General features: G+C 63.7%; 21 protein-coding genes. 10 read left to right on the plus strand and 11 right to left on the minus strand.

Features of this window, described 5'->3' with window-relative positions:
* Positions 1-12: 12 nt before the first annotated feature.
* The 4 genes from cheY (at position 13) to BG60_RS04195 (ending at position 3,254) form a co-directional block, all read left to right on the plus strand.
* Complete coding sequence (cheY, locus tag BG60_RS04180) at positions 13-408, plus strand: chemotaxis response regulator CheY (RefSeq protein WP_008351870.1); 396 nt, start codon at positions 13-15, stop codon at positions 406-408.
* A gap of 2 nt (positions 409-410) precedes the next feature.
* Complete coding sequence (gene cheZ, locus BG60_RS04185) at positions 411-1,127, plus strand: protein phosphatase CheZ (protein WP_008351868.1); 717 nt, start codon at positions 411-413, stop codon at positions 1,125-1,127.
* A gap of 256 nt (positions 1,128-1,383) precedes the next feature.
* Positions 1,384-1,917: a DUF2844 domain-containing protein gene (locus BG60_RS04190; RefSeq protein WP_239294313.1), complete on the plus strand. Its 534-nt coding sequence runs from the start codon at positions 1,384-1,386 to the stop codon at positions 1,915-1,917.
* A 17-nt stretch (positions 1,918-1,934) separates the two neighbouring features.
* The gene (locus BG60_RS04195) at positions 1,935-3,254 is read left to right on the plus strand and encodes a DUF3443 domain-containing protein (protein WP_034470435.1); all 1,320 of its coding nucleotides are present in this window, start codon (positions 1,935-1,937) and stop codon (positions 3,252-3,254) included.
* Positions 3,255-3,315: 61 nt separating this feature from the next.
* Here the strand turns inward: BG60_RS04195 and BG60_RS04200 are convergent, their stop codons facing one another.
* From BG60_RS04200 to argS, 4 genes are all read right to left on the minus strand, one after another.
* Positions 3,316-4,089 carry an SDR family oxidoreductase gene (locus BG60_RS04200; protein ID WP_034470438.1) on the minus strand — a complete coding sequence of 258 codons (774 nt, stop codon included), beginning with the start codon at positions 4,087-4,089 and terminating at the stop codon, positions 3,316-3,318.
* Positions 4,090-4,104: 15 nt separating this feature from the next.
* The gene (locus BG60_RS04205; RefSeq protein WP_034470441.1) at positions 4,105-4,752 is read right to left on the minus strand and encodes a thiol:disulfide interchange protein DsbA/DsbL; all 648 of its coding nucleotides are present in this window, start codon (positions 4,750-4,752) and stop codon (positions 4,105-4,107) included.
* Positions 4,753-4,898: 146 nt separating this feature from the next.
* A complete protein-coding gene (locus BG60_RS04210; protein ID WP_008351857.1) occupies positions 4,899-5,660 on the minus strand; it encodes an SPOR domain-containing protein in 762 nt (253 codons plus the stop codon).
* Between the two features lie 129 nt (positions 5,661-5,789).
* Positions 5,790-7,574, minus strand: coding sequence for an arginine--tRNA ligase (gene argS, locus BG60_RS04215; RefSeq protein WP_034470443.1), 1,785 nt, complete (start codon positions 7,572-7,574; stop codon positions 5,790-5,792).
* Positions 7,575-7,833: 259 nt separating this feature from the next.
* Here argS and BG60_RS04220 point away from each other — a divergent pair, with 259 nt between their 5' ends.
* Positions 7,834-8,160 (plus strand): DUF1840 domain-containing protein, encoded by a 327-nt coding sequence (locus BG60_RS04220; RefSeq protein WP_008351853.1) that lies wholly within the window; start codon positions 7,834-7,836, stop codon positions 8,158-8,160.
* 95 nt (positions 8,161-8,255) lie between these two features.
* A protein-coding gene (locus BG60_RS37810) for an IS3 family transposase (RefSeq protein ID WP_152563173.1) occupies positions 8,256-9,619 on the plus strand; the annotation gives its coding sequence in 2 pieces (ribosomal slippage) (positions 8,256-8,753 and positions 8,756-9,619; 1,362 coding nt in all).
* Between the two features lie 97 nt (positions 9,620-9,716).
* On the opposite strand, the gene BG60_RS04235 is transcribed toward BG60_RS37810, so the two are convergent.
* The 7 genes from BG60_RS04235 to BG60_RS04265 all read right to left on the minus strand — a co-directional run bounded on the left by BG60_RS04235 (position 9,717) and on the right by BG60_RS04265 (position 17,444).
* Entirely contained in the window at positions 9,717-9,923 is a 207-nt protein-coding gene (locus tag BG60_RS04235) for a hypothetical protein (RefSeq protein ID WP_008351852.1), read from the minus strand.
* A gap of 146 nt (positions 9,924-10,069) precedes the next feature.
* The gene (gene metH, locus BG60_RS04240) at positions 10,070-12,811 is read right to left on the minus strand and encodes a methionine synthase (protein WP_275445841.1); all 2,742 of its coding nucleotides are present in this window, start codon (positions 12,809-12,811) and stop codon (positions 10,070-10,072) included.
* Complete coding sequence (locus BG60_RS04245; protein WP_008351850.1) at positions 12,808-13,869, minus strand: homocysteine S-methyltransferase family protein; 1,062 nt, start codon at positions 13,867-13,869, stop codon at positions 12,808-12,810. The genes metH and BG60_RS04245 overlap by 4 nt, the downstream gene beginning before the upstream one ends.
* Before the next feature lie 222 nt (positions 13,870-14,091).
* Positions 14,092-14,349 (minus strand): BTH_I0359 family protein, encoded by a 258-nt coding sequence (locus BG60_RS04250; RefSeq protein WP_008351849.1) that lies wholly within the window; start codon positions 14,347-14,349, stop codon positions 14,092-14,094.
* A gap of 137 nt (positions 14,350-14,486) precedes the next feature.
* The gene (locus BG60_RS04255) at positions 14,487-15,275 is read right to left on the minus strand and encodes an alpha/beta fold hydrolase (RefSeq protein WP_034470453.1); all 789 of its coding nucleotides are present in this window, start codon (positions 15,273-15,275) and stop codon (positions 14,487-14,489) included.
* 55 nt (positions 15,276-15,330) lie between these two features.
* Positions 15,331-16,533 (minus strand): DUF3108 domain-containing protein, encoded by a 1,203-nt coding sequence (locus BG60_RS04260; protein ID WP_034470456.1) that lies wholly within the window; start codon positions 16,531-16,533, stop codon positions 15,331-15,333.
* A 98-nt stretch (positions 16,534-16,631) separates the two neighbouring features.
* A complete protein-coding gene (locus tag BG60_RS04265) occupies positions 16,632-17,444 on the minus strand; it encodes an IclR family transcriptional regulator (protein WP_034470459.1) in 813 nt (270 codons plus the stop codon).
* A 109-nt stretch (positions 17,445-17,553) separates the two neighbouring features.
* Here BG60_RS04265 and BG60_RS04270 point away from each other — a divergent pair, with 109 nt between their 5' ends.
* The 4 genes from BG60_RS04270 (at position 17,554) to BG60_RS04285 (ending at position 21,469) form a co-directional block, all read left to right on the plus strand.
* Entirely contained in the window at positions 17,554-18,540 is a 987-nt protein-coding gene (locus BG60_RS04270; protein WP_034470773.1) for a fumarylacetoacetate hydrolase family protein, read from the plus strand.
* A 97-nt stretch (positions 18,541-18,637) separates the two neighbouring features.
* Positions 18,638-19,816 (plus strand): ABC transporter substrate-binding protein, encoded by a 1,179-nt coding sequence (locus BG60_RS04275; RefSeq protein ID WP_034470460.1) that lies wholly within the window; start codon positions 18,638-18,640, stop codon positions 19,814-19,816.
* An 18-nt stretch (positions 19,817-19,834) separates the two neighbouring features.
* Positions 19,835-20,662, plus strand: a complete 828-nt coding sequence (locus tag BG60_RS04280) for an enoyl-CoA hydratase/isomerase family protein (RefSeq protein ID WP_008351843.1) — start codon at positions 19,835-19,837, stop codon at positions 20,660-20,662.
* Positions 20,663-20,698: 36 nt separating this feature from the next.
* Positions 20,699-21,469, plus strand: coding sequence for a PhaM family polyhydroxyalkanoate granule multifunctional regulatory protein (locus tag BG60_RS04285; RefSeq protein WP_008351840.1), 771 nt, complete (start codon positions 20,699-20,701; stop codon positions 21,467-21,469).
* Positions 21,470-21,517 lie beyond the last annotated feature (48 nt).

A 21,517-nucleotide genomic window follows, 5' to 3' on the forward strand; every position in this document is an offset into this window, starting at 1 on the left:
ACTGGAGTCATGATGGACAAGAACATGAAGATCCTCGTCGTCGACGATTTTCCGACGATGCGCCGTATCGTGCGTAACCTGCTCAAGGAGCTGGGCTACGGCAACGTCGACGAAGCCGAAGACGGCGCGGCGGGCCTCGCGCGTCTGCGCGGCGGCGGCTTCGACTTCGTGATCACCGACTGGAACATGCCGAACCTCGACGGCCTGTCGATGCTTCAGCAGATCCGCGCGGACGCGACGCTCTCGCATCTGCCGGTGCTGATGGTGACGGCCGAGTCGAAGAAGGAAAACATCATCGCGGCGGCGCAAGCGGGCGCGAACGGTTACGTGGTGAAGCCTTTCACGGCCGCCACGCTCGACGAGAAGCTCACCAAGATTCTCGAGAAGATGGCCAAAGCGGGGAGCTGATCTTGAACGATCTGACCACTGAACTCGCAGCCGCGGTCGCCGCGGTTGCCGAAAGCGAAGGCGATCCGTCGAGCGACCGCATTCTCGCGCGCATCGGCCAACTGACGCGCACGCTGCGCGATTCGATGCGCGAGCTCGGCCTCGACAAGCAGGTCGAAGCCGCCGCGCAAGCCGTGCCCGACGCGCGCGACCGCCTGAAATATGTCGCGACGATGACCGAGCAGGCCGCCGAGCGCGCGCTCAACGCGATCGAGCTTGCCAAGCCGATGCAGGAATCGCTGCAAACCGAAGCGCAGGCGCTCGACGCGCGCTGGGCGAAGTGGTACGGCGCGCCGCTCGCGCAGGGCGAGGCGGGGGAACTGCTCGCGCAGACGCGCTCGTTCCTGCAGAGCGTGCCGGAGCGCACCCAGGCGACCAATGCCCAATTGCTCGAAATCATGCTCGCGCAGGATTTCCAGGATCTGACCGGCCAGGTCATCAAAAAGATTACGGACGTCGTGTATCTCATCGAGCAGCAATTGCTGGGCGTTTTGCTCGAGAACATCGCGCCGGAACGACGCGAGCAGTTCGCTGCATCGGCGGCGGCGCTGATGTCGGCAGTGTCGACCGGCAGTCCGGAAAGCCTGCTGAACGGTCCGCAAATCAATCCTGAAGGACGCAGCGACGTCGTGCAGGATCAGTCACAAGTGGACGATCTGCTCGCCAGCCTGGGATTTTGAGGGTGATTTTGTAAGCCTTCGTAACTTAGGCCGGCATCGAAGTTGCGAGATGACGCGAAGCGCATACCATTGCGCTTCGCGTTTTTTATTTCGTGCGCTTGCGAACGTTAGGACGGTTCCACCTGGCTGGCATACTGACGATGTTCGCGCCCGCACGATTTTGGGGCGAAAGGCGGTGGCGCATCTGTCACTCAATCGTCAAGCACCGGTCTCTGAATCAAGTGGCGGGGCCGGCGGATAACCGATAGGAGGCCCAGTGAAGGCACCGAAGCAATCCCGTCATGGGCATCTCATGAGCGCGTTGGCAATCGTTGCCGGCGCGCTCGGCGTGAGCGCGGCAGCGCCCGCCTACGCCGTGCTCGGCGGCCAGCCGATGGCAGCGCCGCAAGGCGCCACGGCGGAATCATCCACGGCCGCGGTCGCGCGTGCGGCCGTCGCAAGCGGCGCATCGAGCGCATCGACGACATCGGCGTCGAACTACACCGTTCGCACGACCACGCTCGCGAGCGGAACGGTCATCAACGAATATTTGTCGACGGAAGGCGTCGTGTTCGGCATCGCGTGGCACGGTCCCCGCATGCCGGATCTCGCCAGCCTGCTCGGCAGCTATTTCCCGCAGTATCAGCAGGGCCTGAAGGCGCAACGCGCCGCGCGCGGCGGCCGCGGGCCGGTCAGCGTGCAGGATTCCGGACTCGTCGTGGATTCGGGCGGTCACATGGGCTCGTTCGCGGGCAGCGCGTATTTGCCGCAATCGTTGCCTGCCGGCGTGTCCGCCAGCGACATCCAGTAAGCGACGGGAGACTCAGTATGCATAGAACGACACTCGGCCATCCCGCTCTCTCTTCGTCCCGGCGCGGCGGCCTTGCCCGCTGGCTCGGCGTGCTCTGCCTTTCCGTCATGCTCGCGGCCTGCGGCGGTGGCGGCGGCGACGACTCCAGTTCCAGCAGCGGCGGCGGTTCGTCGGGCGGCTCCGGCGGCTCGGGCGGTTCCAGCGGCGGCGGCTCGACCACGAGCACCGCGAACGCGCAGCCGATCGCGCCCAACGGCACGAACGCGGTGGCGATCAACGTCAACTCCGGCGCCGCGGGCTTCGTCAACATTCCGAACGTATCGGTGACGGTGTGCGCGCCGGGCTCGTCGGTGTGTCAGACGATCGACAACATTCAGGTCGACACGGCGTCCTTCGGCCTGCGCATTCTCGGATCGGCGGCGCAGAACGTGCTCGGCAGCCTGCCGACCTCGCGCGCGTCGAACGGCGGGCAGCTCGCCGAATGCGCCGGTTTCGCCGACGGCTACACGTGGGGCACCGTCCGCACGGCCGACGTGAAGATGGGCACGGAAGTGGCGTCGGGCGTGCCGATTCAGATCATCGGCGATCTGAGTGCATCCGCGGCGCCGACCGGCGACAACGGCTGTCCGTCCGGCAGCGACGAAAATTCGACCGCCGACATCGGCGCGAACGGCATTCTCGGCATCGGCCCGCAGGCGTACGACTGCGGCGACGGCTGCGCGAGCACGGCGCTCAACGCGATGTACTTCTCGTGCACCAACGGCGCGAATTGCTCGGGTGTCGCGGTGCCGCTGGCGCAGCAAGTGACGAATCCGGTCACCAAGTTCGCGGTCAACAACAACGGCGTGATCGTGCAATTGCCGCCGGTTGCCGATAACGGCGCGGCCACCGCGACCGGCGTGCTGATATTCGGCATCGGCACGCAGAGCAACAACGGGATCAGCAACGTGACGAAGTACGGCACCGATCCCTATGGCGACCTGACCGGCACGTACAAGGGCAAGACGTACAAGACGTTCTTCGACACCGGGTCGAACGGCAACTTCTTCCAGGATAGTTTTCCGCTGTGCAACGGATCGTCGGCGTTCTATTGCCCGAGCGCGACGCAGTCGCTGTCGACCACGATCAAAGGCAGCGAAGGCAACAGCGCCACCGTGCCGTTCCTGCTCGCCAACGCGAGCACGCTGACACAAGGCAAGAACAAGTTCGCCTTCAACAGTCTCGGCGGTCAGTTGGGCATGTCGAACTTCTTCGACTTCGGCTTGCCGTTCTTCTTCGGCCGGCATGTCTACGTCGGATACCAGTTGCCGAACAGCTCGGCCTACGTGGCGTTCTGACCGTTCGGACGTTCGCCCGATAAAAAACCGGCTGCGTTTGCGCGCAGCCGGTTTTTTTACGTCATTCGTCCGCGCGTGGTTTGCGTGGCGCGCGTTCGGCGAGCGCGTCGTAGAGCCAGCGCGGCAGGACGTGCATCAGCATGCCCGCGACGCGCATCTGCCATGGAAACGTCGCGTAGCGCACCTTGCGTTCGATCGCGTCGGCGGCTTTCGCGGCGAAGCGGTCGGCGTCCATCAGGAACGGCATGCGATACGGATTGTGCGCGGTCATCTCCGAGCGCACGTAGCCCGGCGCGATCGTGACGACGGCCACGCCGAGCGGGCGCATCTCCACGCGCAACGATTCCAGATATTTCGCCACCGCCGATTTCGACGCGCTGTACGCGCCGCCGCCGGGCAGCCCGCGCACACCCGCGACGCTTGCAATGCCGACGAGCGTGCCGCGCCGCGCGGCCGTCATCGACGCGACGAACGGCTCGAACGTCGCGACCATGCCGAAATAGTTCACGTCCATCACTGCACGGAAGGTGTCGAGATCGCCGTGGCCCGTCAGCGCGCCGCGGCTCATGCCCGCGTTCGCGATGACGACATCCGCCGTGCCGTGCTGCGCGATGAAGCGGCGCGCGGCATCGGCGAGCGCGTCGGGGTCGCGCACATCGGCGGGATAGATCGAGATGGAGCTTTGCGGATGACGGGCCGCGAATGCGGCGAGGGAATCGGCGCGGCGGGCGACGAGGCCGAGGATGGCCCCGCGCTTCACATACTCTTCGGCCATTGCAAGGCCGATGCCGCTCGACGCCCCGGTGATAAAGACCTTCAAACGAACTGCGGTCATGCGGAGCGTCGGTGCTTACAGCTTCTTGTCGCGGACTTGCTGGACGAGGAAGTCCATGACCTGCGTCGTCCCCGGCAGGCTGTTGGTCATCGCCGGGCCGGTTTCGTACTTGCCCTGCACGACGACCGTCGGCACGCCGTCGATCTTGTAGTCCTGCAGGAGCTTGGCGTCGCGCTGCACGGCGCTTTGCGTCGAGAACGAGTTATACGCGTCCATGTACTTCTTCGGATCGACGCCCTGCGTCTTGAGGAAGTCCGCCTGCGCCTGCGGCGTCAGCAGATAGTTCTTCTTCACGTGGATTTCGTTGAACACGGCCGGCGTGACCTTTTCCGCGACGCCGAGCGCGTCGAGCGCGTGATACATCTTCGAGTGCGGAATGAAGTCGTCGCGGAATGCCACCGGCACGCGCTTGAACACGACGTCCGGACCTTGCTTCTTCGCCCATGCCTCGATGTACGGCTCGAACTCGTTGCAATGCGGGCAGCCGTACCAGAAGAACTCGATGACCTCGACCTTGCCCGCAGGCGCGGCGATCGGCTGAGCCGCCTGCAGCACGGTGTAATCCTTGCCGGCGGTGGGCGCGGCCATCGCGGAATTCGCGACGCTCAGGGATGCGGCTGCGATGCCGAGGGAGAGAGCCAACGCGCTAAAGATTTTTTTCATGATTGAAGAGATACGCAATGGAAACGCGACGGAACAAAAGCAGGCCCATAAGTGGGACATACGACGCTTAAGCCACGCTTAAGCGTCGCGGCGCTTCGACTTCGTTTGCTGCGTTATTGCTTCGTTATTGCTTCGTTATTGCTTCGTTATTGCTTCGAGAAACGGATGACGGCGGTATCGACGCCCGCATCGGACAGACGCTGGCGCGCGGTGTTCATGTCCTCGAACTTCGCGAACGGCCCGATCCGCACGCGATAGTACGTGACGCCGCCTGCATCGCGCTGCGTGACCTTCGATTCGAAGCCCTGGAAGCCGAGACGCGCGCGCTGCTGTTCGGCATCCGCCTGCGTCTTGTACGCGCCGACTTGCAGGAAGTAGCCCGTGTTCGGCTCGCCGGGCGCGGGCGGCGTGGTCTTCGCCGTCGTGGGCGCCGAGCCGCCCTTCGGCGGCGTGGCGTTCGCGTTGCTCGTCGCGGCGGGCGCGCCCGGTGCGGCTTCGGGCTTCTTCGCGGGCGCCGTGCTCGCGGTCTTCGGCGCCGATGCCGTTGCGCCCGACGGCGGTACTTCGACGATCTGCGGCTCGTCGAGCATGCCCGACGACTGCGTCTGATTGTTGGTCTGGCCCGGCGCGGTGTTGGGCGGCGTGGGCTGCGCGGCTTGCGGCACCGCCTGGCCCGGCGTCTTGCCTTGCAGCGGACGATTCGGATCGTACGGTTGCGCGGCGGCAGGCGCGGAGTTGGCCTCGGACGGCGGCGGCGCGACCTTCGCCACGAATGGCGTGGGCGCACGCGTGATGTACAGCGCGACGATTACGGCAATCGCGAGGCCGACGATCAGGCCCAGCACGATACCGATAAACGTTCCCCCCGTTTGCTTCGACTGCTTCGATGTGCGGCGTGGTTTTGCCATCGTATGAATCACCTGCGAGAAAGTCTTCTGGTTGGGCGACGATTATAGCGGCGGCTCAAGACAAGCCCGCGCCAGGCATCTGCTTGCGCACGCCGAAAATTCTGAATTCGTGCGTGCGCGGCAGAAGGGTCACATCTTTTGAGGAGCGGAAACGCCGATGGTCGCGAGACCGTTTTCGAGAACCTGACGCGTCGCCGCGAGCAGCGCGATGCGCGCGGTGCGTTCCTTTTCGTCGTCCACGAGCACGCGCTCCGCATTGTAGAACGAGTGAAATTCGCCAGCGAGATCGCGCAGATAGAACGCGACGGCGTGCGGCGCGAGTTCGTCGGCGGCGTGCGCGAGCATTTCGGGGAATTCGGCGAGCTTGTTGAGCAGCGCCATTGCGCGGTCGCTCGACAGCGGCGAGAGATCGGCCTGCGCTGCCTTCGAAATGTCGCCGCCGAACTTCTCCTTCCAGTCGTTCAGGATCGTGCAAATGCGCGCGTGCGCGTATTGCACGTAATAGACCGGATTCTCGTCGTTCTGCTTGAGCGCGAGGTCGATGTCGAACACGAATTCGGTGTCGGCCTTGCGCGAAATGAGGAAGAAGCGCACGGCATCGCGGCCGCGGCGGATGGTGTCCTCGTCGATCTGATCGGGCGCGGTTTCGTGGCCCGGCGTGAGTCCGCCCGACCATTCGATCAGATCGCGCACCGTCACGTAGCTGCCCGCGCGTTTGGAGATTTTCACTTCCTGGCCGTCGCGCATGACGGTGACCATCTTGTGCAGCACGTAGTCGGGATAGCCCTTCGGAATGCCGATGCCGAGTCCCTGCAAGCCGGCGCGCACGCGCGCGATCGTGCCGTGATGGTCCGAGCCCTGGATGTTGATGACCTTCGTGTAGCCGCGTTCCCACTTGGTCACGTGATACGCCACGTCCGGCACGAAGTACGTGTACGTGCCGTCGGACTTCTTCATGACGCGGTCCTTGTCGTCGCCGTCGTCGGTGGTGCGCAGCCACAGCGCGCCGTCCTGCTCGTACGTCTTGCCGGCATCGACGAGCGCCGCGACCGTCTTCTCGACACGGCCTTCCTTGTACAGCGACGACTCCAGATAGAACTGGTCGAACTTCACGCCGAACGCGGTGAGATCCATGTCCTGCTCGTGACGCAGATACGCGACCGCGAAATGACGGATGGCTTCGAGGTCCTCGACGTCGCCTTTGCCCTTCACCGGTTCGCCGTCCTTCGCCGCGACGGTTTCGCCCGCCATGTAGTCGCGCGCGATATCGGCGATGTACTCGCCGTTGTACGCCGCTTCCGGCCACTGCTCGTCGCCCGGCTTGAGGCCGCGCGCGCGCAGTTGCGTGGACGTGGCGAGATTGCCGATCTGCACGCCTGCGTCGTTGTAGTAGAACTCGCGATGCACGTCGTAGCCCTGCGTTTCGAGCAGGTTCGAGAGCGCATCGCCGAGCGCCGCCTGACGGCCGTGGCCGACATGCAGCGGGCCCGTCGGGTTCGCCGATACGAATTCGACGAGCACGTGCCTGCCGGCGTCGCGCGTCGAACGGCCGAACGCGGCGGCTTCGCCGAGCACGGCCGGGATCACGTCTTGCTTGGCCGTCGCCGAAAGACGCAGATTGATGAAGCCCGGACCCGCCACTTCGGCGCTCTCGACGAGACCCTTCGCGGCCGGCAGGCCGAGCACCGCATCGACGATCTGCTGCGCGAGCTGACGCGGATTCGCGCGCAGCGGCTTGGCGAGCTGCATCGCGACATTCGACGCCACGTCGCCGTGCGCCGCGACCTTCGGTCGTTCGAGGACGATCGTGGGCGTGACGAAGGCCGCTTCGCTGGCGCCTTGCGTGGCTTGCGCGACCTGCTTGACCGCGTCGGTGATGAGCGTTTCGAGAGTGTGTTTATGTGCGGGCAGCATGCTGAATGTGATCCAGTGGAGCGAGGGCTGACGGGGCGCGTTCCGGCGTGCATGCCGGCTCGGAAGGACGTCTTCGCGACGCGTTGGCCCCGCATGTGGTGTTCGCAGGCGAACGGAACCGGCCACCACATAAAGTGGGGATTTTAGCAGGTGCTAATATGTCGAATCAGGGTGTCGTCATGTTGTCAGGGAGACCGGCTCGTCTGCGCGTTTCGTTTGCAAACCGCCTATGACCCAACATAAACAAAAGGACCATGCCATGCTGATCACATTCAAATCCCCGGCCGCACCGGATGTCATCATGCTCGAGAACCTCGCGGAGTACTTGCTCGGCATCATCGGCAAGCAGCTCACGGCGCGGGGCGTCATCACGCACGATGAAATTCCCGCCGCCATTCAGAAGCTCGAAGCGGCCGTCGTCACCGACAAGAGAGAGCGCGCCGAGCACGACGGCCGTTTTCATGAAGGCGAAGAAGGACATGAGCCGCACGAGCTTCCCATCGGGCTCGCGCAGCGCGCGTTTCCTTTCCTCGACATGCTTCGCCTAGCGCAAAAGCACGACAAAGACATTCTCTGGGGCGTCTGATCCCCGCGATTCGCAGCGACACAAAGAAAAACCCGCATCGTTTTGAACTGCACCCCAAAAGTTGGACAACCGTCCAACGACTTGGGGTGTTTTTTATGAGCAAGCACAGCGCGCAATTTAAGCGAGCCGTCGTCGAAGACTATCTGTCAGGCAAATATGGTGGTAGTGGAGCAGTGGCGTATCGGCATGGTGTAGACCACGGTACAGTGCGGATTTGGGTGGCGGCATGGCGCGCGCACGGCGAGGCGGCGTTGCAGAAGAAGTACAGTCGCTACGACGGCCAATTCAAGCTGAAGGTGCTGCAGTTCATGCACACGAAGGCACTGTCGTGTCGAGAGACGGCTGCAATCTTCGATATCCGCAATCCGAGCGTGATCAGTGTCTGGAAGCGCCGGTATGATGCGGGAGGTATGCAGGCCCTTGAGCCGCGCCCCCGAGGACGCTCCGTGAAGCAACCCAAGTCATCTGCGCCGCCTGTGTCGTCGAAATCCGACGAGGCGCGCACGAAGGAAGAGCTCCTGAAGGAGCTGAACTATCTGCGCATGGAGAATGCGTACCTAAAAAAACTCGATGCCTTGATCCGCTCGGAAAGCCCCACAGCGCAGCGCAAAAAGCGCAAATAGTGGCCGGGTTAAGGCATGAGTTTCCGCTCGACGGCTTGCTGAAAGTGGCGGGCCTTGCGCGCAGCACGTTCTATTACCAATGCAAGGCCTCGCAGAAGGCGGACAAACACGCGCAGCTCAAGGCGCGTATCCGTTCTGTCTTCGAGCAGCACAAAGGGCGTTATGGCTATCGGCGCATCACCAGCGCGATCCGGCATCTGGGCACGCGCGTGAATCACAAAACTGTCCAGCGGTTGATGCAGCTTATGAAACTGAAGTCGCTGGTGCGACCGAAGAAGTTTCGGGCATTCCGGGGGACGGTGGGACGTATTGCGCCGAACGTACTGCAAAGACAGTTCGATGCCGACGCGCCAAATCAGAAGTGGGTCACCGATATCACCGAATTCCGGGTGGGCGAGCGAAAGCTCTATTTGTCGCCGGTGCTAGATTTGTATAACGGTGAGATTGTCGCTTACGAAACAGCCACTCGTCCGGCCTTCGCGATGGTCGCACGCATGATCAAAAAGGCGTTCAGGAGGCTGGGCGTTGACGATCGCCCCGTGGTTCACTCAGATCAAGGCTGGCACTACCAGATGGACGCTTATCAGGCGTTGGTCTCGCAACGAGCCCTGACGCAAAGCATGTCACGCAAGGGCAACTGCCACGACAACGCCACCATGGAAAGCTTCTTCGGTACCTTGAAGTCGGAGTTCTTCTACCCGAATCGCTTCGAGAGCATCGAAGCCCTTCAGGCCGGCATCAGACACTACATTCACTACTACAATCATCACCGCATCAAGCTGAAGCTAAAAGGGCTGAGTCCTGTAATGTACAGAACTCAGCCCTCACGGCCTTAGCCCAAACCTGTCCAACTTTGCGGGGTCAGTTCATTTCCGATGCGGGTTTTTTTCTTCCGACGAAAACGTCTGACGGCTTCAGTCGCGCTGCGGCGTGTTACTGCGACTGGCCGCCTTCCGGCCCGGCGGGTTTCGCGGGCGGATGTTGCTTCTTCGGCTTCTTCGGTTTCTTCTTGTGCTCGGTTTGCGGCGGCGAGTACGACGAAGCCTCGGTGCTGCTCGCCTGCGCGAAAGCGGCGGTACTCGACGCGGCGAGCAAAGCCGCGGTGATCGCTACAGTTACGGCGGACGTCATCTTCTTCATGCGACTTTCTCCGTTGACGAAAAGAATGCGTTGGCCGTCATGTCGACGGCTTATCGCGCTGACAAGTCTACGGAATTCAAAAATTTCCCGCCTGTTCCGTGCATATTCCGGCTATCAGTTGCGCGATATGTCGTTTTCACGATGCCTTAGCGCAACGGCGCGAGCGCGCGTTCGGCGTCGGAGGTCGAGATCGCCATGCGTTCGGCGTAGCTCGCGAGCTGATCGTCGCCGATCTTGCCCACCGAAAAGTACGTGCTGTCCGGATGCGCGATATAGAAGCCCGAGACGCTCGCGGCCGGCAGCATCGCGAGCGATTCGGTCACGCTCATGCCGATCTCGTTCGCCTGAAGCACTTCGAACATGTCGCGCTTGACGAGGTGATCCGGGCACGCCGGATAACCCGGCGCCGGACGAATGCCGACGTACTTCTCCGCGATCAGCGCATCGTTGTCGAGCGTCTCGTTCGCGGCGTAGCCCCACAATTCGCGGCGCACGCGCGCATGAAGCGCTTCGGCGAAGGCTTCCGCGAAACGGTCGGCGAGCGCCTTCAGCATGATCGCGCTGTAGTCGTCGTGATCGGCTTCGAACTGTTGTTCCTTTTTATCGACACCGATGCCCGCCGTCACCGCGAACATGCCGATGTAGTCCTTCACGCCCGAATCCTTCGGCGCGATGAAATCGGCGAGCGAGCGGTTCGGGCGCATCACGCCATCGACGACCGGACGCACGCTTTGTTGACGCAGATTGCGCCACGTCATCGCCACTTGCGAGCGCGATTCGTCCGTGTAGATCTCGATGTCGTCGTCGTTCACGGTGTTGGCGGGCAAAAGCGTGATGACGCCGTTCGCCGTCAGCCAGCGGCCCTGAATGAGGCGCGAGAGCATCGACTTGCCGTCGGAGAACACGCGCCGCGCCGACTCGCCGACGATCTCGTCATTGAGAATCGCGGGATAGGGACCGGCGAGATCCCACGTCTGAAAGAACGGACCCCAGTCGATGTAATTCGCCAGTTCCGCGAGGTCGTAGTTCTTGAACACGCGCCGCCCGATGAAGCTCGGCTTCTTCGGCGCGTAGGCGCTCCAGTCGATCTTCGTCTTGTTGGCGCGCGCTTCGTCGTACGTGACCATCGGCTGCGCTTTGCGGTTCGCGTGCTGCGTGCGGATGCGCTCGTAGTCGCTCTTGAGTTCGTCGAGATACTTCGCCGCGCCTTCGTCCGACAACAGGCTCGACGCCACCGACACCGAACGCGACGCATCCGGCACGTACACGACCGGCCCTTCGTAATGCGGCGCGATCTTCACGGCGGTATGCACGCGCGAAGTCGTCGCGCCGCCGATGAGCAGCGGCGTCTGCTTGCCGCGGAAGTATTCGTCGCGCTGCATTTCGGACGCGACATAAGCCATCTCTTCGAGGCTCGGCGTGATCAGTCCCGACAGCCCGATGATGTCCGCGCCTTCTTCCTTCGCCTTCTGCAGGATGGTCGCGCAGGGCACCATCACGCCCATGTTGACCACTTCGAAGTTGTTGCACTGGAGCACGACCGACACGATGTTCTTGCCGATGTCGTGCACATCGCCCTTCACGGTCGCGATGACGATCTTGCCCTTCGGCCGCACGTCCGCGCCGGCATCGGCGAGACGCTTCTTCTCTTCTTCGATGAACGGGATCAGATGCGCGACCGCCTGCTTCATCACGCGCGCCGACTTCACGACTTGCGGCAGGAACATCTTGCCCGCGCCGAACAGGTCGCCGACGATGTTCATGCCGTCCATCAGCGGGCCTTCGATCACGTTGATCGGACGACCGCCGGCCTTGTCGATCTTCTGCCGCACTTCTTCCGTATCTTCGACGATGAAGTTCGTGATGCCGTGCACGAGCGCATGCGACAGACGCGCCTCGACCGGCTGATTGCGCCATTCGAGGTTTTCTTCCTTCTTCGCGGCGCCGGTCTTGAACTTGTCCGCGATTTCGAGCAGACGGTCGGTGCCGTCCTCACGACGATTCAGCACGACGTCTTCCACGCGCTCGCGCAACTCGGCGTCGAGATCGGCATACACGCCGAGCTGGCCCGCGTTGACGATGCCCATGTCCATGCCAGCCTGAATCGCGTGATACAGAAACACGGTATGAATCGCCTCGCGCACCGGATCGTTGCCGCGAAACGAGAACGACACGTTCGACACGCCGCCGCTCACTTTCGCGTGCGGCAGGTTCTGCTTGATCCAGCGTGTCGCTTCGATGAAATCGACCGCGTAGTTGTTGTGCTCTTCGATGCCCGTCGCGATTGCGAAGATGTTCGGATCGAAGATGATGTCTTCGGGCTCGAAGCCGACTTCGTTCACGAGAATGTCGTAAGAGCGTTTGCAGATTTCCGTCTTGCGCTGAAACGTGTCGGCCTGGCCTTGCTCGTCGAAGGCCATCACCACCGATGCCGCGCCGTAGCGGCGAATCAGCTTCGCGTGATGAACGAACTGCTCCTTGCCTTCCTTCAGCGAGATCGAATTGACGATCGCCTTGCCTTGCACGCATTTCAGGCCCGCTTCGATCACGTCCCACTTCGACGAGTCGATCATGATCGGCACGCGCGCGATATCCGGCTCCGACGCGATCAGATTCAGAAAGCGCACCATCGCGGCTTTCGAATCGAGCATCGCTTCGTCCATGTTGATGTCGATGACCTGCGCGCCGTTCTCGACCTGCTGGCGCGCGACGGCGAGCGCTTCGTCGAACTGGCCGTTCAGGATCATGCGCGCGAACGCCTTCGAGCCGGTCACGTTCGTGCGCTCGCCGACGTTGATGAAAAGCGAGCCGTCGGTGACGTTGAACGGCTCGAGGCCGGAAAGACGCATCGTGTGATCGGTCATGTCTTGTTCTCTTCTCTGATTCAGGCGGCGTCGCGGTATTGCGAGGGGAAAGCGCGCGGCTTCACTTCGGCGAGCGCCTTCGCGATTTCCGCGATGTGCTCCGGCGTCGTGCCGCAGCAGCCGCCCGCGACGTTGACGAGCCCGGCGGACGCGAATTCCTTCAGCAATCCGGACGTTACGTCCGGCGTCTCGTCGAAGCCGGTGTCGCTCATCGGATTCGGTAGGCCCGCGTTCGGGTAGCAGGACACGTAGGTATCGCACAGCTTCGCCAGCTCGGCGATGTACGGACGCATCAGCGCCGCGCCGAGCGCGCAGTTCAGGCCGAACGTGAGCGGCTTCGCGTGACGCAGCGAGTTCCAGAACGCCTCGACCGTTTGCCCGGAGAGAATGCGGCCCGATGCATCGGTGACGGTGCCGGAGATCATGATCGGCACGAGTTCGCCGGTGTCCTCGAACAGTTGATCGAGCGCGAACAGCGCGGCCTTTGCATTGAGCGTGTCGAAGATCGTTTCGACGAGGAACAGATCGCAGCCCGCATCGAGCAGCGCCTTCGCCTGCTCGTAGTACGCGTCGCGCAGTTCGTCGAAGGTCACGTTGCGCGCGCCCGGATCGTTCACGTCGGGCGAAATGCTCGCGGTCTTCGGCGTCGGTCCGATCGCGCCCGCGACGAAACGCGGCTTGTCGGGCGTCGAGTATTTGTCGCAGGCTTCGCGCGCAAGCTTCGCCGACTCGATGTTCATCTCGGCGGCGAGGTCTTCCATGCCGTAATCGGCCTGCGCGACACGCGTCGCGCCGAACGTGTTCGTTTCGAGGATGTCCGCGCCCGCAGCCAGATACTGCTCGTGAATCTCGCGGATCACCTGCGGCTGCGTGATCGACAGCAGTTCGTTATTGCCCTTGATGTCGCGGCCGTAGTCCTTGAAGCGCTCGCCGCGATACGCGGCTTCGTCGAGCTTGTAGCGCTGGATCATCGTGCCCATCGCGCCGTCGAGAATCAGGATGCGCTTTTGCAGCAGCGCGGGCAGCGCGGCGCCGCGCGTATAGGCGCGCGCGGGGGCTTTCGGAATGGCGTTCTGGGTCATGACGGACGAGGCCTGCACCAAATGTGAAATAGCCTGACATTGTAGCCGCAGCGCGCAACGGTCGCTCCCGATGGGCGGGCGCGTGCGCGATTCCGGGCGGGCAAAAAAAGAACCCCGCCTGGCGCGGGCGGGGTCTTTGGGAAGTGGCGAGTGTCGCCTGTGCCGCTGGTCCGGGCGGCGGCGGGCGCCAGCGGCATGGCGCCGCACGCGCGCGTGCATGCATCAGTGAAGCACGACGGGTTGATTCATCAAGATATCGAACTGGCCGAGGAATTCATCGACATCCTCGAGCGACGGCTCTTCAGCGATCAACTGTTGCACGTGCTCGCGAAACTTCGCCGCGAGCGCGCCGTCGATGAAGATCTCCCGCTGCGTGTTCTTGTCGACGATCTCGTAGCCGCCCGCCTTCATGGCGAGGTGGTTGTCTTGCGGCGGAAATTCGACGACGCAATAGTTGGGGCTGTTGTAGATCATTTGCATGGCGACACTCCTTATTCCTTGTTTGCTCCGTGGCAATCCTGAATCGTAGTTGGAGCGATTGGGTTGGAATTCAAGGGGTGGCCTCGACGTGATGCCGGTTGTATCGAGGCTTTCTTTTGCAACAAAAACAGGAAGAATCAACTCGAACCGCGCAAGAAGTTCCCCAATAAAGCGGAGAAGCGCTGCGATTCCTCCACCGGTGTAAGGTGCGCGGCGTTAAGTAATTCGAAGCGTGCGCCCGGCACCGTGTCTGCGACAACCTTTGAAGCAGCATGCGGCGTGCCAACATCCTTTTCACCCGCGACGACGAGCGTGCGCTGCTTCACGGAAGCCAGTTTGTCTCGCGCATCGAAACGGCTGATCGCCTCCGCCGCGCGCGCGAAACCCTCGACGGGCGTGCGCGCGATCGTGTCCGCGATCGGCTCGGTCACTTCAGGGTGCGCCTTGCGGAACTCCGGCGTGAGCCAGCGTTCGAGCGTGGCTTCCACGATACTCGCTGTCCCGTGTTCGCGCACGGATGCTGCACGTTGCGCGAATGTCGGACGCGCGTCCTCGGGAATAAAGGCGGGCGCGCCCACGACCGTCAGCGAATCCACTTTGTCGGCATGGTTGATCGCGAACTTCTGCGCGACCATGCCGCCTATCGACAGCCCGACCACATGTGCCGAAGGCGCGCCGAGTTTGTCGAGCAGTTGCGCGAGATCGTCGGCGAGATCGTCGATCGTGAACGAATCCGGCGACACGGTCGTTTCGCCGTGTCCGCGCAGGTCGTAGCGCAACACGGTGAAGTCGTCGCGGAAGTAGCCGGCCATCTGATCCCAGATCGAAAGATCGCCGGCGAGCTGATGGATGAAGACGAGCCAGGGACCGCCGCCTTCGTTGTCGAGAACATAGCGTGTATCGATGCGATTGATCGTCAACTGCATATCGGCTCCGTAAAGAATGCGCTCGTGCCTGACATGACGGAGTGTGACGGCCCCGTTACGGTTTGTCCGCGGCGGGCGTGCTCGGCATGGCGGGCGCGGATTCATCAGACGCAGCTTGCGTGCCCGAGGTGACATCCTGTGCCGCCGCCGGCGGCGCGGCGAGCTTGCCTGCCCAGAGCAGTTCGATTTGCATTCCGTTCGGCTCGGTTTGCAGAATCCGCACGGGCAGCCAGCCGATCGACGGCGCGAGCCAGATATCGAGCTTGCGGCGGTCGCCTTCCTTGCGCGGCAGGCGCGTGAAGTGGCGCGCCGTCGTAAAGCCGCCGCGCGCCTCCACGGTTTCGTCGCCGACGGTTTCTATCGGCCAGATTTCGTTGCTGTCGTTATCCGCGACGCTGAATTGCCGCGTGACGCCCGGCTTGTACTTGTCCGGCGCGCCGCGCACGAGGCTCGCCAACTGCATGACGACGCTGAAGCGGTCCTGCGCGCCGTCCGCGAGCGGCTGGCTTTGCGGCGTTTTCGTGTAGACGATCTGCTTCGTTTCGCGATTGAAGATGGCGATATCGGCGGCACGGCGGCCGCGCTGTTCCGAATACTGTTCCGGCGCGATGCCGAAGCCGTCGATATGGCCTTTGCTCGAATACACATACGGACCGACGAAAGGCAGCGGGATCGAGACGATCATTTCGTAATGCTGGCCGTCGTTGCTCCAGTGGATCGTGCCGGTCTGATTCATCATGCCGTTCACGAGCGTGTCGTAACGTAAATCGCCCGTGGGCGGGACGCTGAACTTGTCGCCCGATGCAGCGCTGGGTTGCGGCGCGGTCTGCGAAGCGGGCGACGGCGCTTGAGCCTGCGGCATTTGCGCGGGAGCGGAAGCGGCTGCGGGCGCGTCGGGCTCTGGCGTCGCAGCGCTCGACACCGGAGCGGGCGAAGGCTTCGGCGCAGGCGCGGCGGGCTTCGGAGACGCGGCCGGTTTCGGCGGCGCGGCCGGTTTCGGCGGCGCGGGCGGCGTCGGCGCGGGCGGCGCGATCGGCTCGGGCGTCAGCAATTCCACCTGCACGGGCGGCGTTTCGGGCGGCGCGTTCGCCGGCTGACGATTGTGCTCGATCCACCGCATCGCGCTCAGATGCAGGCCCGCAACGACGAGCACGGCCAGCACCCAGCGTCCCCAGCGGCGGGGCGCGGCGGATTCGATAGCGGCATCGGGCGGCTCGCCGGACGCGGGGCGAGGACGGCGGAATTGAAACAGTGACATCGTGGAAAGCGTGAAAAGCGCGTGTTACGGACGATCGGGCGAAAGGCATAAGACATGCGCGAGGGAAACGATGTTCCTGGCCCCTTCGACGGACATTTTCAGCGCTCGCTCGCCTTGTGCCCCAATTCGTACGACAGGCCGCGCGCGCACTCGCGCAAGGCAGAGTCGATTTCGCCGCCCCAGCGCGTGTCGAATGTGCCTTCGTGCCCGAGCGCGATGAGACCGAGCGCGAGTTCGCCCGTCGAATCGAAGACCGGCGTGCAGAACGCGTGGATCGTCGGCAGCAGCATGCCTTCGACGCGCGCCGCGCCGTGCTCGCGCACCTCGGCGAGAAGCGGCTCGACATCGGCCATCGTCTGCTTCATTGCGGCGAGCTCGCGATCAAGGATCGGCTGCGTCTTGCTGTGCGGCAGATACGCGGCGAAAAGCAGACCCGTCGCGGATGAAAGCAGCGGCATCACGTCGCCCAGCTTGAGCGATGCCTTCGCCGGATGGCTCGATTCCATCCAGTGCACGACGGTCGGCCCCTGATTGCCCCACACCGCGATGCCGACCGTCTGATCCAGCCGGTCGCGCAGTTCCGCGAGCGCGATGCGCGCCAGCCGCACGCCATCGACGCGCGCAAGCCGCGCGAGGCCCATTTGCAACGCGAAACCGCCGAGTTCGTAGCGCCCGGAAACCGGATCCTGCGATGCGACACCGAGCCGCAAAAAACTCACCAGATAGCGATGCGCCTTTGCCGGGCTCATGCCCGCGCGTTGGGCGAGATCGCGCAGCATCATCGCGCGCGGCTCGTTGGTGAGGACGTCGAGCAGCCGGAAGCCGACTTCGATCGACTGAATGCCGGAGCGCGTTTTTTCTTCGGCGGCGTCGCTGGTGTCTTCGTCGTCGGTGAGAGAGGTGGGTTGCATGTGCGAAAAGGCCTATGCCGTTCGGCCGAGTGCCGGCGGCGGATTCACCATCGTAAAATACATTTCCTTTAACGTCACCCGCGTCACCACGCTCACCCGGCACTGCTCCATGAAACTTGCAACCTTGAAGGACGGCACGCGCGACGGCCAGCTGATCGTCGTCTCGCGCGACCTGCGCACGGCCGCAATCGCCGATGGAATCGTCTCGACGCTGCAACGCGCGCTCGACGACTGGACCTTTTACGCGCCGCAACTCATGGAAGTCTACGAAGCGCTGAACGCCGGCCGCGCGCGCAACAGCTTTTCGTTCGATCCGAAAGCCTGCATGGCGCCGTTGCCGCGCGCGTTCCAGTGGGCGGACGGCTCCTCGTACGTGAATCACGTCGAGCTCGTGCGAAAGGCGCGCAAAGCGGAAATGCCGCCCGAATTCTGGACCGATCCGCTGATGTATCAAGGCGGCAGCGACGACTTCATCGGCCCGACGGACGACATCGTGTGCGCGACGGAATCGTATGGCATCGACTTCGAAGCGGAAGTCGCCGTCATCACGTCCGACGTACACATGGCCGCGATGCCCGACGAAGCGCTTCGCAGCGTGCGCCTGCTGATGCTCGTCAACGACGTCTCGCTGCGCAATCTCATTCCCGCCGAACTTGCGAAGGGCTTCGGCTTTTTCCAGAGCAAGCCCGCGACCGCGTTCTCGCCGGTTGTCGTGACGCCCGACGAACTCGGCGACGCGTGGCGCGAAGGCCGCGTGCATCGCCCGATGATCGTGCACTGGAACGGCAGGAAAGTCGGTCAGCCGGACTGCGGCACCGACATGGTGTTCCACTTCGGCCAGCTCATCGCGCACGCGGCGAAGACGCGCAATCTGCGCGCGGGCTCGATCGTCGGCTCGGGCACGATCTCGAACAAGGACACGAAGCGCGGCTACTGCTGCATCGCCGAGAAGCGCTGTCTGGAGACGATCGAGCACGGCGCGCCGCAGACAGAGTTCATGAAATTCGGCGACAGCGTGAAGATCGAAATGTTCGACGAAGAAGGCAAGTCGATCTTCGGCGCAATCGATCAGGCGGTCGTGCAACCGGAGCATTGAACGGGTTTCGCCCGATGCGGCGCGCCCAAGCCTCGCCTTACACTTTGCCGGGCTGCTCTTCGGGCAGCACAAGAACGATCAAAAAAAGGAGACTTCGATGGCGGCAGGCAAGTGGAAATTTCTGGCGGGCGCGGCATTCGCGCTCACCGCCGCGACGGTGGCAACGGCGGCATTCGCGCAGACGGCGCAGCACGTGAAGATCGGTCTCGTGCTGTCGCTTACGGGGCCGGCCGCGTCGCTCGGCATTCCCGCGCGCGATACCGTCGCGCTCTTGCCGAAGGAAATGGGTGGCAAGCCCGTCGACTACATCGTGCTCGACGACGCCTCCGACACCACGCAGGCCGTGCAAAGCACGAAGAAGCTCATCAGCGAGGATCAGGTCGATGCGATCATCGGCTCGTCGATCACGCCGAACTCGCTCGCGATGATCGATGTCGTCGCGCAAGGCCAAACGCCGATGATCTCGCTGGCGTCGTCGGCGAAGATCATCGAGCCTGTCGACGACAAGCGCCGCTGGGTCTTCAAGACGCCGCAAACCGACGCGATGATGGCCTCCGCGATCATCGCGCATGCGAGCAATCATGGCGTGAAGACGCTTGCGTACATCGGCCAGGCGGACGCGCTCGGCGAGACCTTCTACGCCGAAGTCGCGAAGTTCGCGCAGCTGCACAAGATCGAAGTGGTCGCGAATGAACGCTTCAATCGCACCGATCCGAGCGTGACCGGGCAGATCCTGAAGATTCTCGCGGCCAAGCCCGATGCGGTGGTCGTCGGCGCGGCCGGCACGCCCGCCGCGCTGCCGCCGAAAACGCTCGCGCAGCGCGGCTTCAAAGGCAAGGTCTATCACAATCACGGCGTCGGCAACCGCGACTTCCTGCGCGTGTGCGGCGCGGATTGCAACGGCACGTTCCTGCCCGCGAGCCCGGTGCTCGTCGCCGCGCAGTTGCCCGACGACCATCCGGCCAAGCGGCTCGCACTCGAATACATCAAACTGTACGAGGCGAAGCAGGGCGCGGGCACGGTCTCGGCGTTCGGCTCCTATGCGTGGGACGCGGGCATGCTGCTCAATCGCGCGGTGCCTATCGCGATGAAAGCGGGCGCGCCCGGCACGCCGGCGTTTCGCGCTGCGCTGCGCGATGCGCTCGAAGGCACGAAGAATTTCTCCGACACCAACGGGCAGGTCAACATGTCGCCCAACGATCACATCGGCCTCGATCAGCGCGCGCGCGTGATGGTCGAGATCCGCGACGGCAAGTGGGTCTATCAGCCGCGCTAACCTTCAATCGACGAGACCATGAGCGATCTATCCATGTATTCGGGCTATAAGTCGCTCGAACTGCGCCGCCATCCGCATGGCGTGCTCGAAGTCGTCATGCCCGGCGCGGGGGCGAACAAGAGCGGCCTGTCCACCGCCGACGCCAACATGCATCGCGAGCTCGCGGATATCTGGCGCGACATCGATCGCGATCCGGACACGCGCGTCGCGCTCATTCGCGGCGAAGGCAAGGGCTTTTCGGCGGGCGGCGATCTCGGGCTCGTCGAAGAGATGGCGAACGATTTCGACGTGCGCGCGCGCGTGTGGCGCGAGGCGCGCGATCTCGTCTATAACGTGATCAACTGCGGCAAGCCGATCGTCTCCGCGATGCACGGTCCGGCGGTCGGCGCGGGGCTGGTCGCGGGCTTGCTCGCCGATATTTCGATCGCGTCGAAGTCGGCGCGCATCATCGATGGGCATACGCGGCTCGGCGTCGCGGCGGGCGATCACGCGGCGATCGTCTGGCCGCTGCTGTGCGGCATGGCGAAGGCCAAGTACTATCTGCTGCTGTGCGAGCCGGTGAGCGGCGAGGAGGCGGAACGCATCGGGCTGGTGTCGCTCGCCGTCGACGAGAACGAACTCATGCCGAAGGCAATCGAAGTGGCGAACCGTCTGGCGCAAGGTTCGCAGACCGCGATTCGCTGGACCAAGTACGCGCTCAACAACTGGCTGCGCTCGGCGGGGCCGACTTTCGATACGTCGCTCGCGCTCGAATTCATGGGCTTCGCGGGGCCGGACGTGCACGAAGGCATGCGCTCGCTGCGCGAACGGCGCGCGCCGGATTTCCCGGGCGGCGCGCCGTTCTGAACCGCGCGAACCTCACACGAAAACAAGGAGAGTCGAATGACCGATAACGCCGGCGGCACGCCGCCCTACACGATTCCCGGTTTTCCCGGATTCGGCCAGGCCGACATGATGGGCAAGATGTGGGAACTGATGCGCCTGAATCCGTTCGCCGCCGCGATGCCCGGCGGCGGGCAGGGCATGGGCCCCTCCCTCTCGATGATGTCCGACATGCTCGCTCCGCTCACCAACATCGAAGAACTCGACAAGCGCGTGACCGACATGCGCGCCGTCGAGCACTGGCTGAAGCTCAATCTCAACATGCTGCAATCGGCGATTCAGGCGCTCGAAGTGCAGCGCGCGACGCTCGCGACGCTGCGCGCGTTCGGCGCGTTCGCTCAGACGTCCGTCGAGAGCGCGCACACCGCGGCGGCGGAGAATGCGAAGGCCGCGTCAGCCGGATGGCCGATGGGCGGCGCGGCGAAGACCGATGCCCCGAAGCAGGAAGCGTCGGGCGCCGCGCCCGCGAGCGAGGCATCGGCTGAAGGCGAAGACGCTTCGGGGCAGACTTCAGCGCCGCCGCCCGGCTTCGATCCGACCGGCTGGTGGAACGTGCTGCAATCGCAGTTCAATCAGCTTGCGCATCTCGCGATGATTCAGCCCGGCATGAGCGGCCCGCTCAACCCGATGGGCGCCGCGGGCGCGCAGCCGGCCGCCGCTGGTGAGAACGCCGCGGAGCAGCCCGCCAACGACGCCGATGAAAGGCCCGACGCGGCGGCCGCGAAGAAGGCGGCCGCGCGCAAGACGGCGCCGCGCAAGAAACCCGGCTGACTACGCGCGTTCCGGCGCGCTCACTTCCCTCACTACGACCGGCGGCGC

Origin of the sequence: Caballeronia zhejiangensis (assembly GCF_000698575.1) — a bacterium.
GTDB lineage: Bacteria > Pseudomonadota > Gammaproteobacteria > Burkholderiales > Burkholderiaceae > Caballeronia > Caballeronia zhejiangensis.

What these genes read in the sequence shown, in the direction of transcription:
- BG60_RS04265 (WP_034470459.1), bottom strand. Translation starts at nt 17,444, where the DNA reads ATGCAACCCACCTCTCTCACCGACGACGAAGACACCAGCGACGCCGCC.
- BG60_RS04275 (WP_034470460.1), top strand. Translation starts at nt 18,638, where the DNA reads ATGGCGGCAGGCAAGTGGAAATTTCTGGCGGGCGCGGCATTCGCGCTC.
- BG60_RS04205 (WP_034470441.1), bottom strand. Translation starts at nt 4,752, where the DNA reads ATGAAAAAAATCTTTAGCGCGTTGGCTCTCTCCCTCGGCATCGCAGCC.
- BG60_RS04255 (WP_034470453.1), bottom strand. Translation starts at nt 15,275, where the DNA reads ATGCAGTTGACGATCAATCGCATCGATACACGCTATGTTCTCGACAAC.
- BG60_RS04195 (WP_034470435.1), top strand. Translation starts at nt 1,935, where the DNA reads ATGCATAGAACGACACTCGGCCATCCCGCTCTCTCTTCGTCCCGGCGC.
- BG60_RS04210 (WP_008351857.1), bottom strand. Translation starts at nt 5,660, where the DNA reads ATGGCAAAACCACGCCGCACATCGAAGCAGTCGAAGCAAACGGGGGGA.
- BG60_RS04245 (WP_008351850.1), bottom strand. Translation starts at nt 13,869, where the DNA reads ATGACCCAGAACGCCATTCCGAAAGCCCCCGCGCGCGCCTATACGCGC.
- BG60_RS04285 (WP_008351840.1), top strand. Translation starts at nt 20,699, where the DNA reads ATGACCGATAACGCCGGCGGCACGCCGCCCTACACGATTCCCGGTTTT.
- BG60_RS04250 (WP_008351849.1), bottom strand. Translation starts at nt 14,349, where the DNA reads ATGCAAATGATCTACAACAGCCCCAACTATTGCGTCGTCGAATTTCCG.
- BG60_RS04260 (WP_034470456.1), bottom strand. Translation starts at nt 16,533, where the DNA reads ATGTCACTGTTTCAATTCCGCCGTCCTCGCCCCGCGTCCGGCGAGCCG.
- cheY (WP_008351870.1), top strand. Translation starts at nt 13, where the DNA reads ATGGACAAGAACATGAAGATCCTCGTCGTCGACGATTTTCCGACGATG.
- BG60_RS04280 (WP_008351843.1), top strand. Translation starts at nt 19,835, where the DNA reads ATGAGCGATCTATCCATGTATTCGGGCTATAAGTCGCTCGAACTGCGC.
- BG60_RS04200 (WP_034470438.1), bottom strand. Translation starts at nt 4,089, where the DNA reads ATGACCGCAGTTCGTTTGAAGGTCTTTATCACCGGGGCGTCGAGCGGC.
- BG60_RS04270 (WP_034470773.1), top strand. Translation starts at nt 17,554, where the DNA reads ATGAAACTTGCAACCTTGAAGGACGGCACGCGCGACGGCCAGCTGATC.
- argS (WP_034470443.1), bottom strand. Translation starts at nt 7,574, where the DNA reads ATGCTGCCCGCACATAAACACACTCTCGAAACGCTCATCACCGACGCG.
- BG60_RS04235 (WP_008351852.1), bottom strand. Translation starts at nt 9,923, where the DNA reads ATGAAGAAGATGACGTCCGCCGTAACTGTAGCGATCACCGCGGCTTTG.
- BG60_RS04220 (WP_008351853.1), top strand. Translation starts at nt 7,834, where the DNA reads ATGCTGATCACATTCAAATCCCCGGCCGCACCGGATGTCATCATGCTC.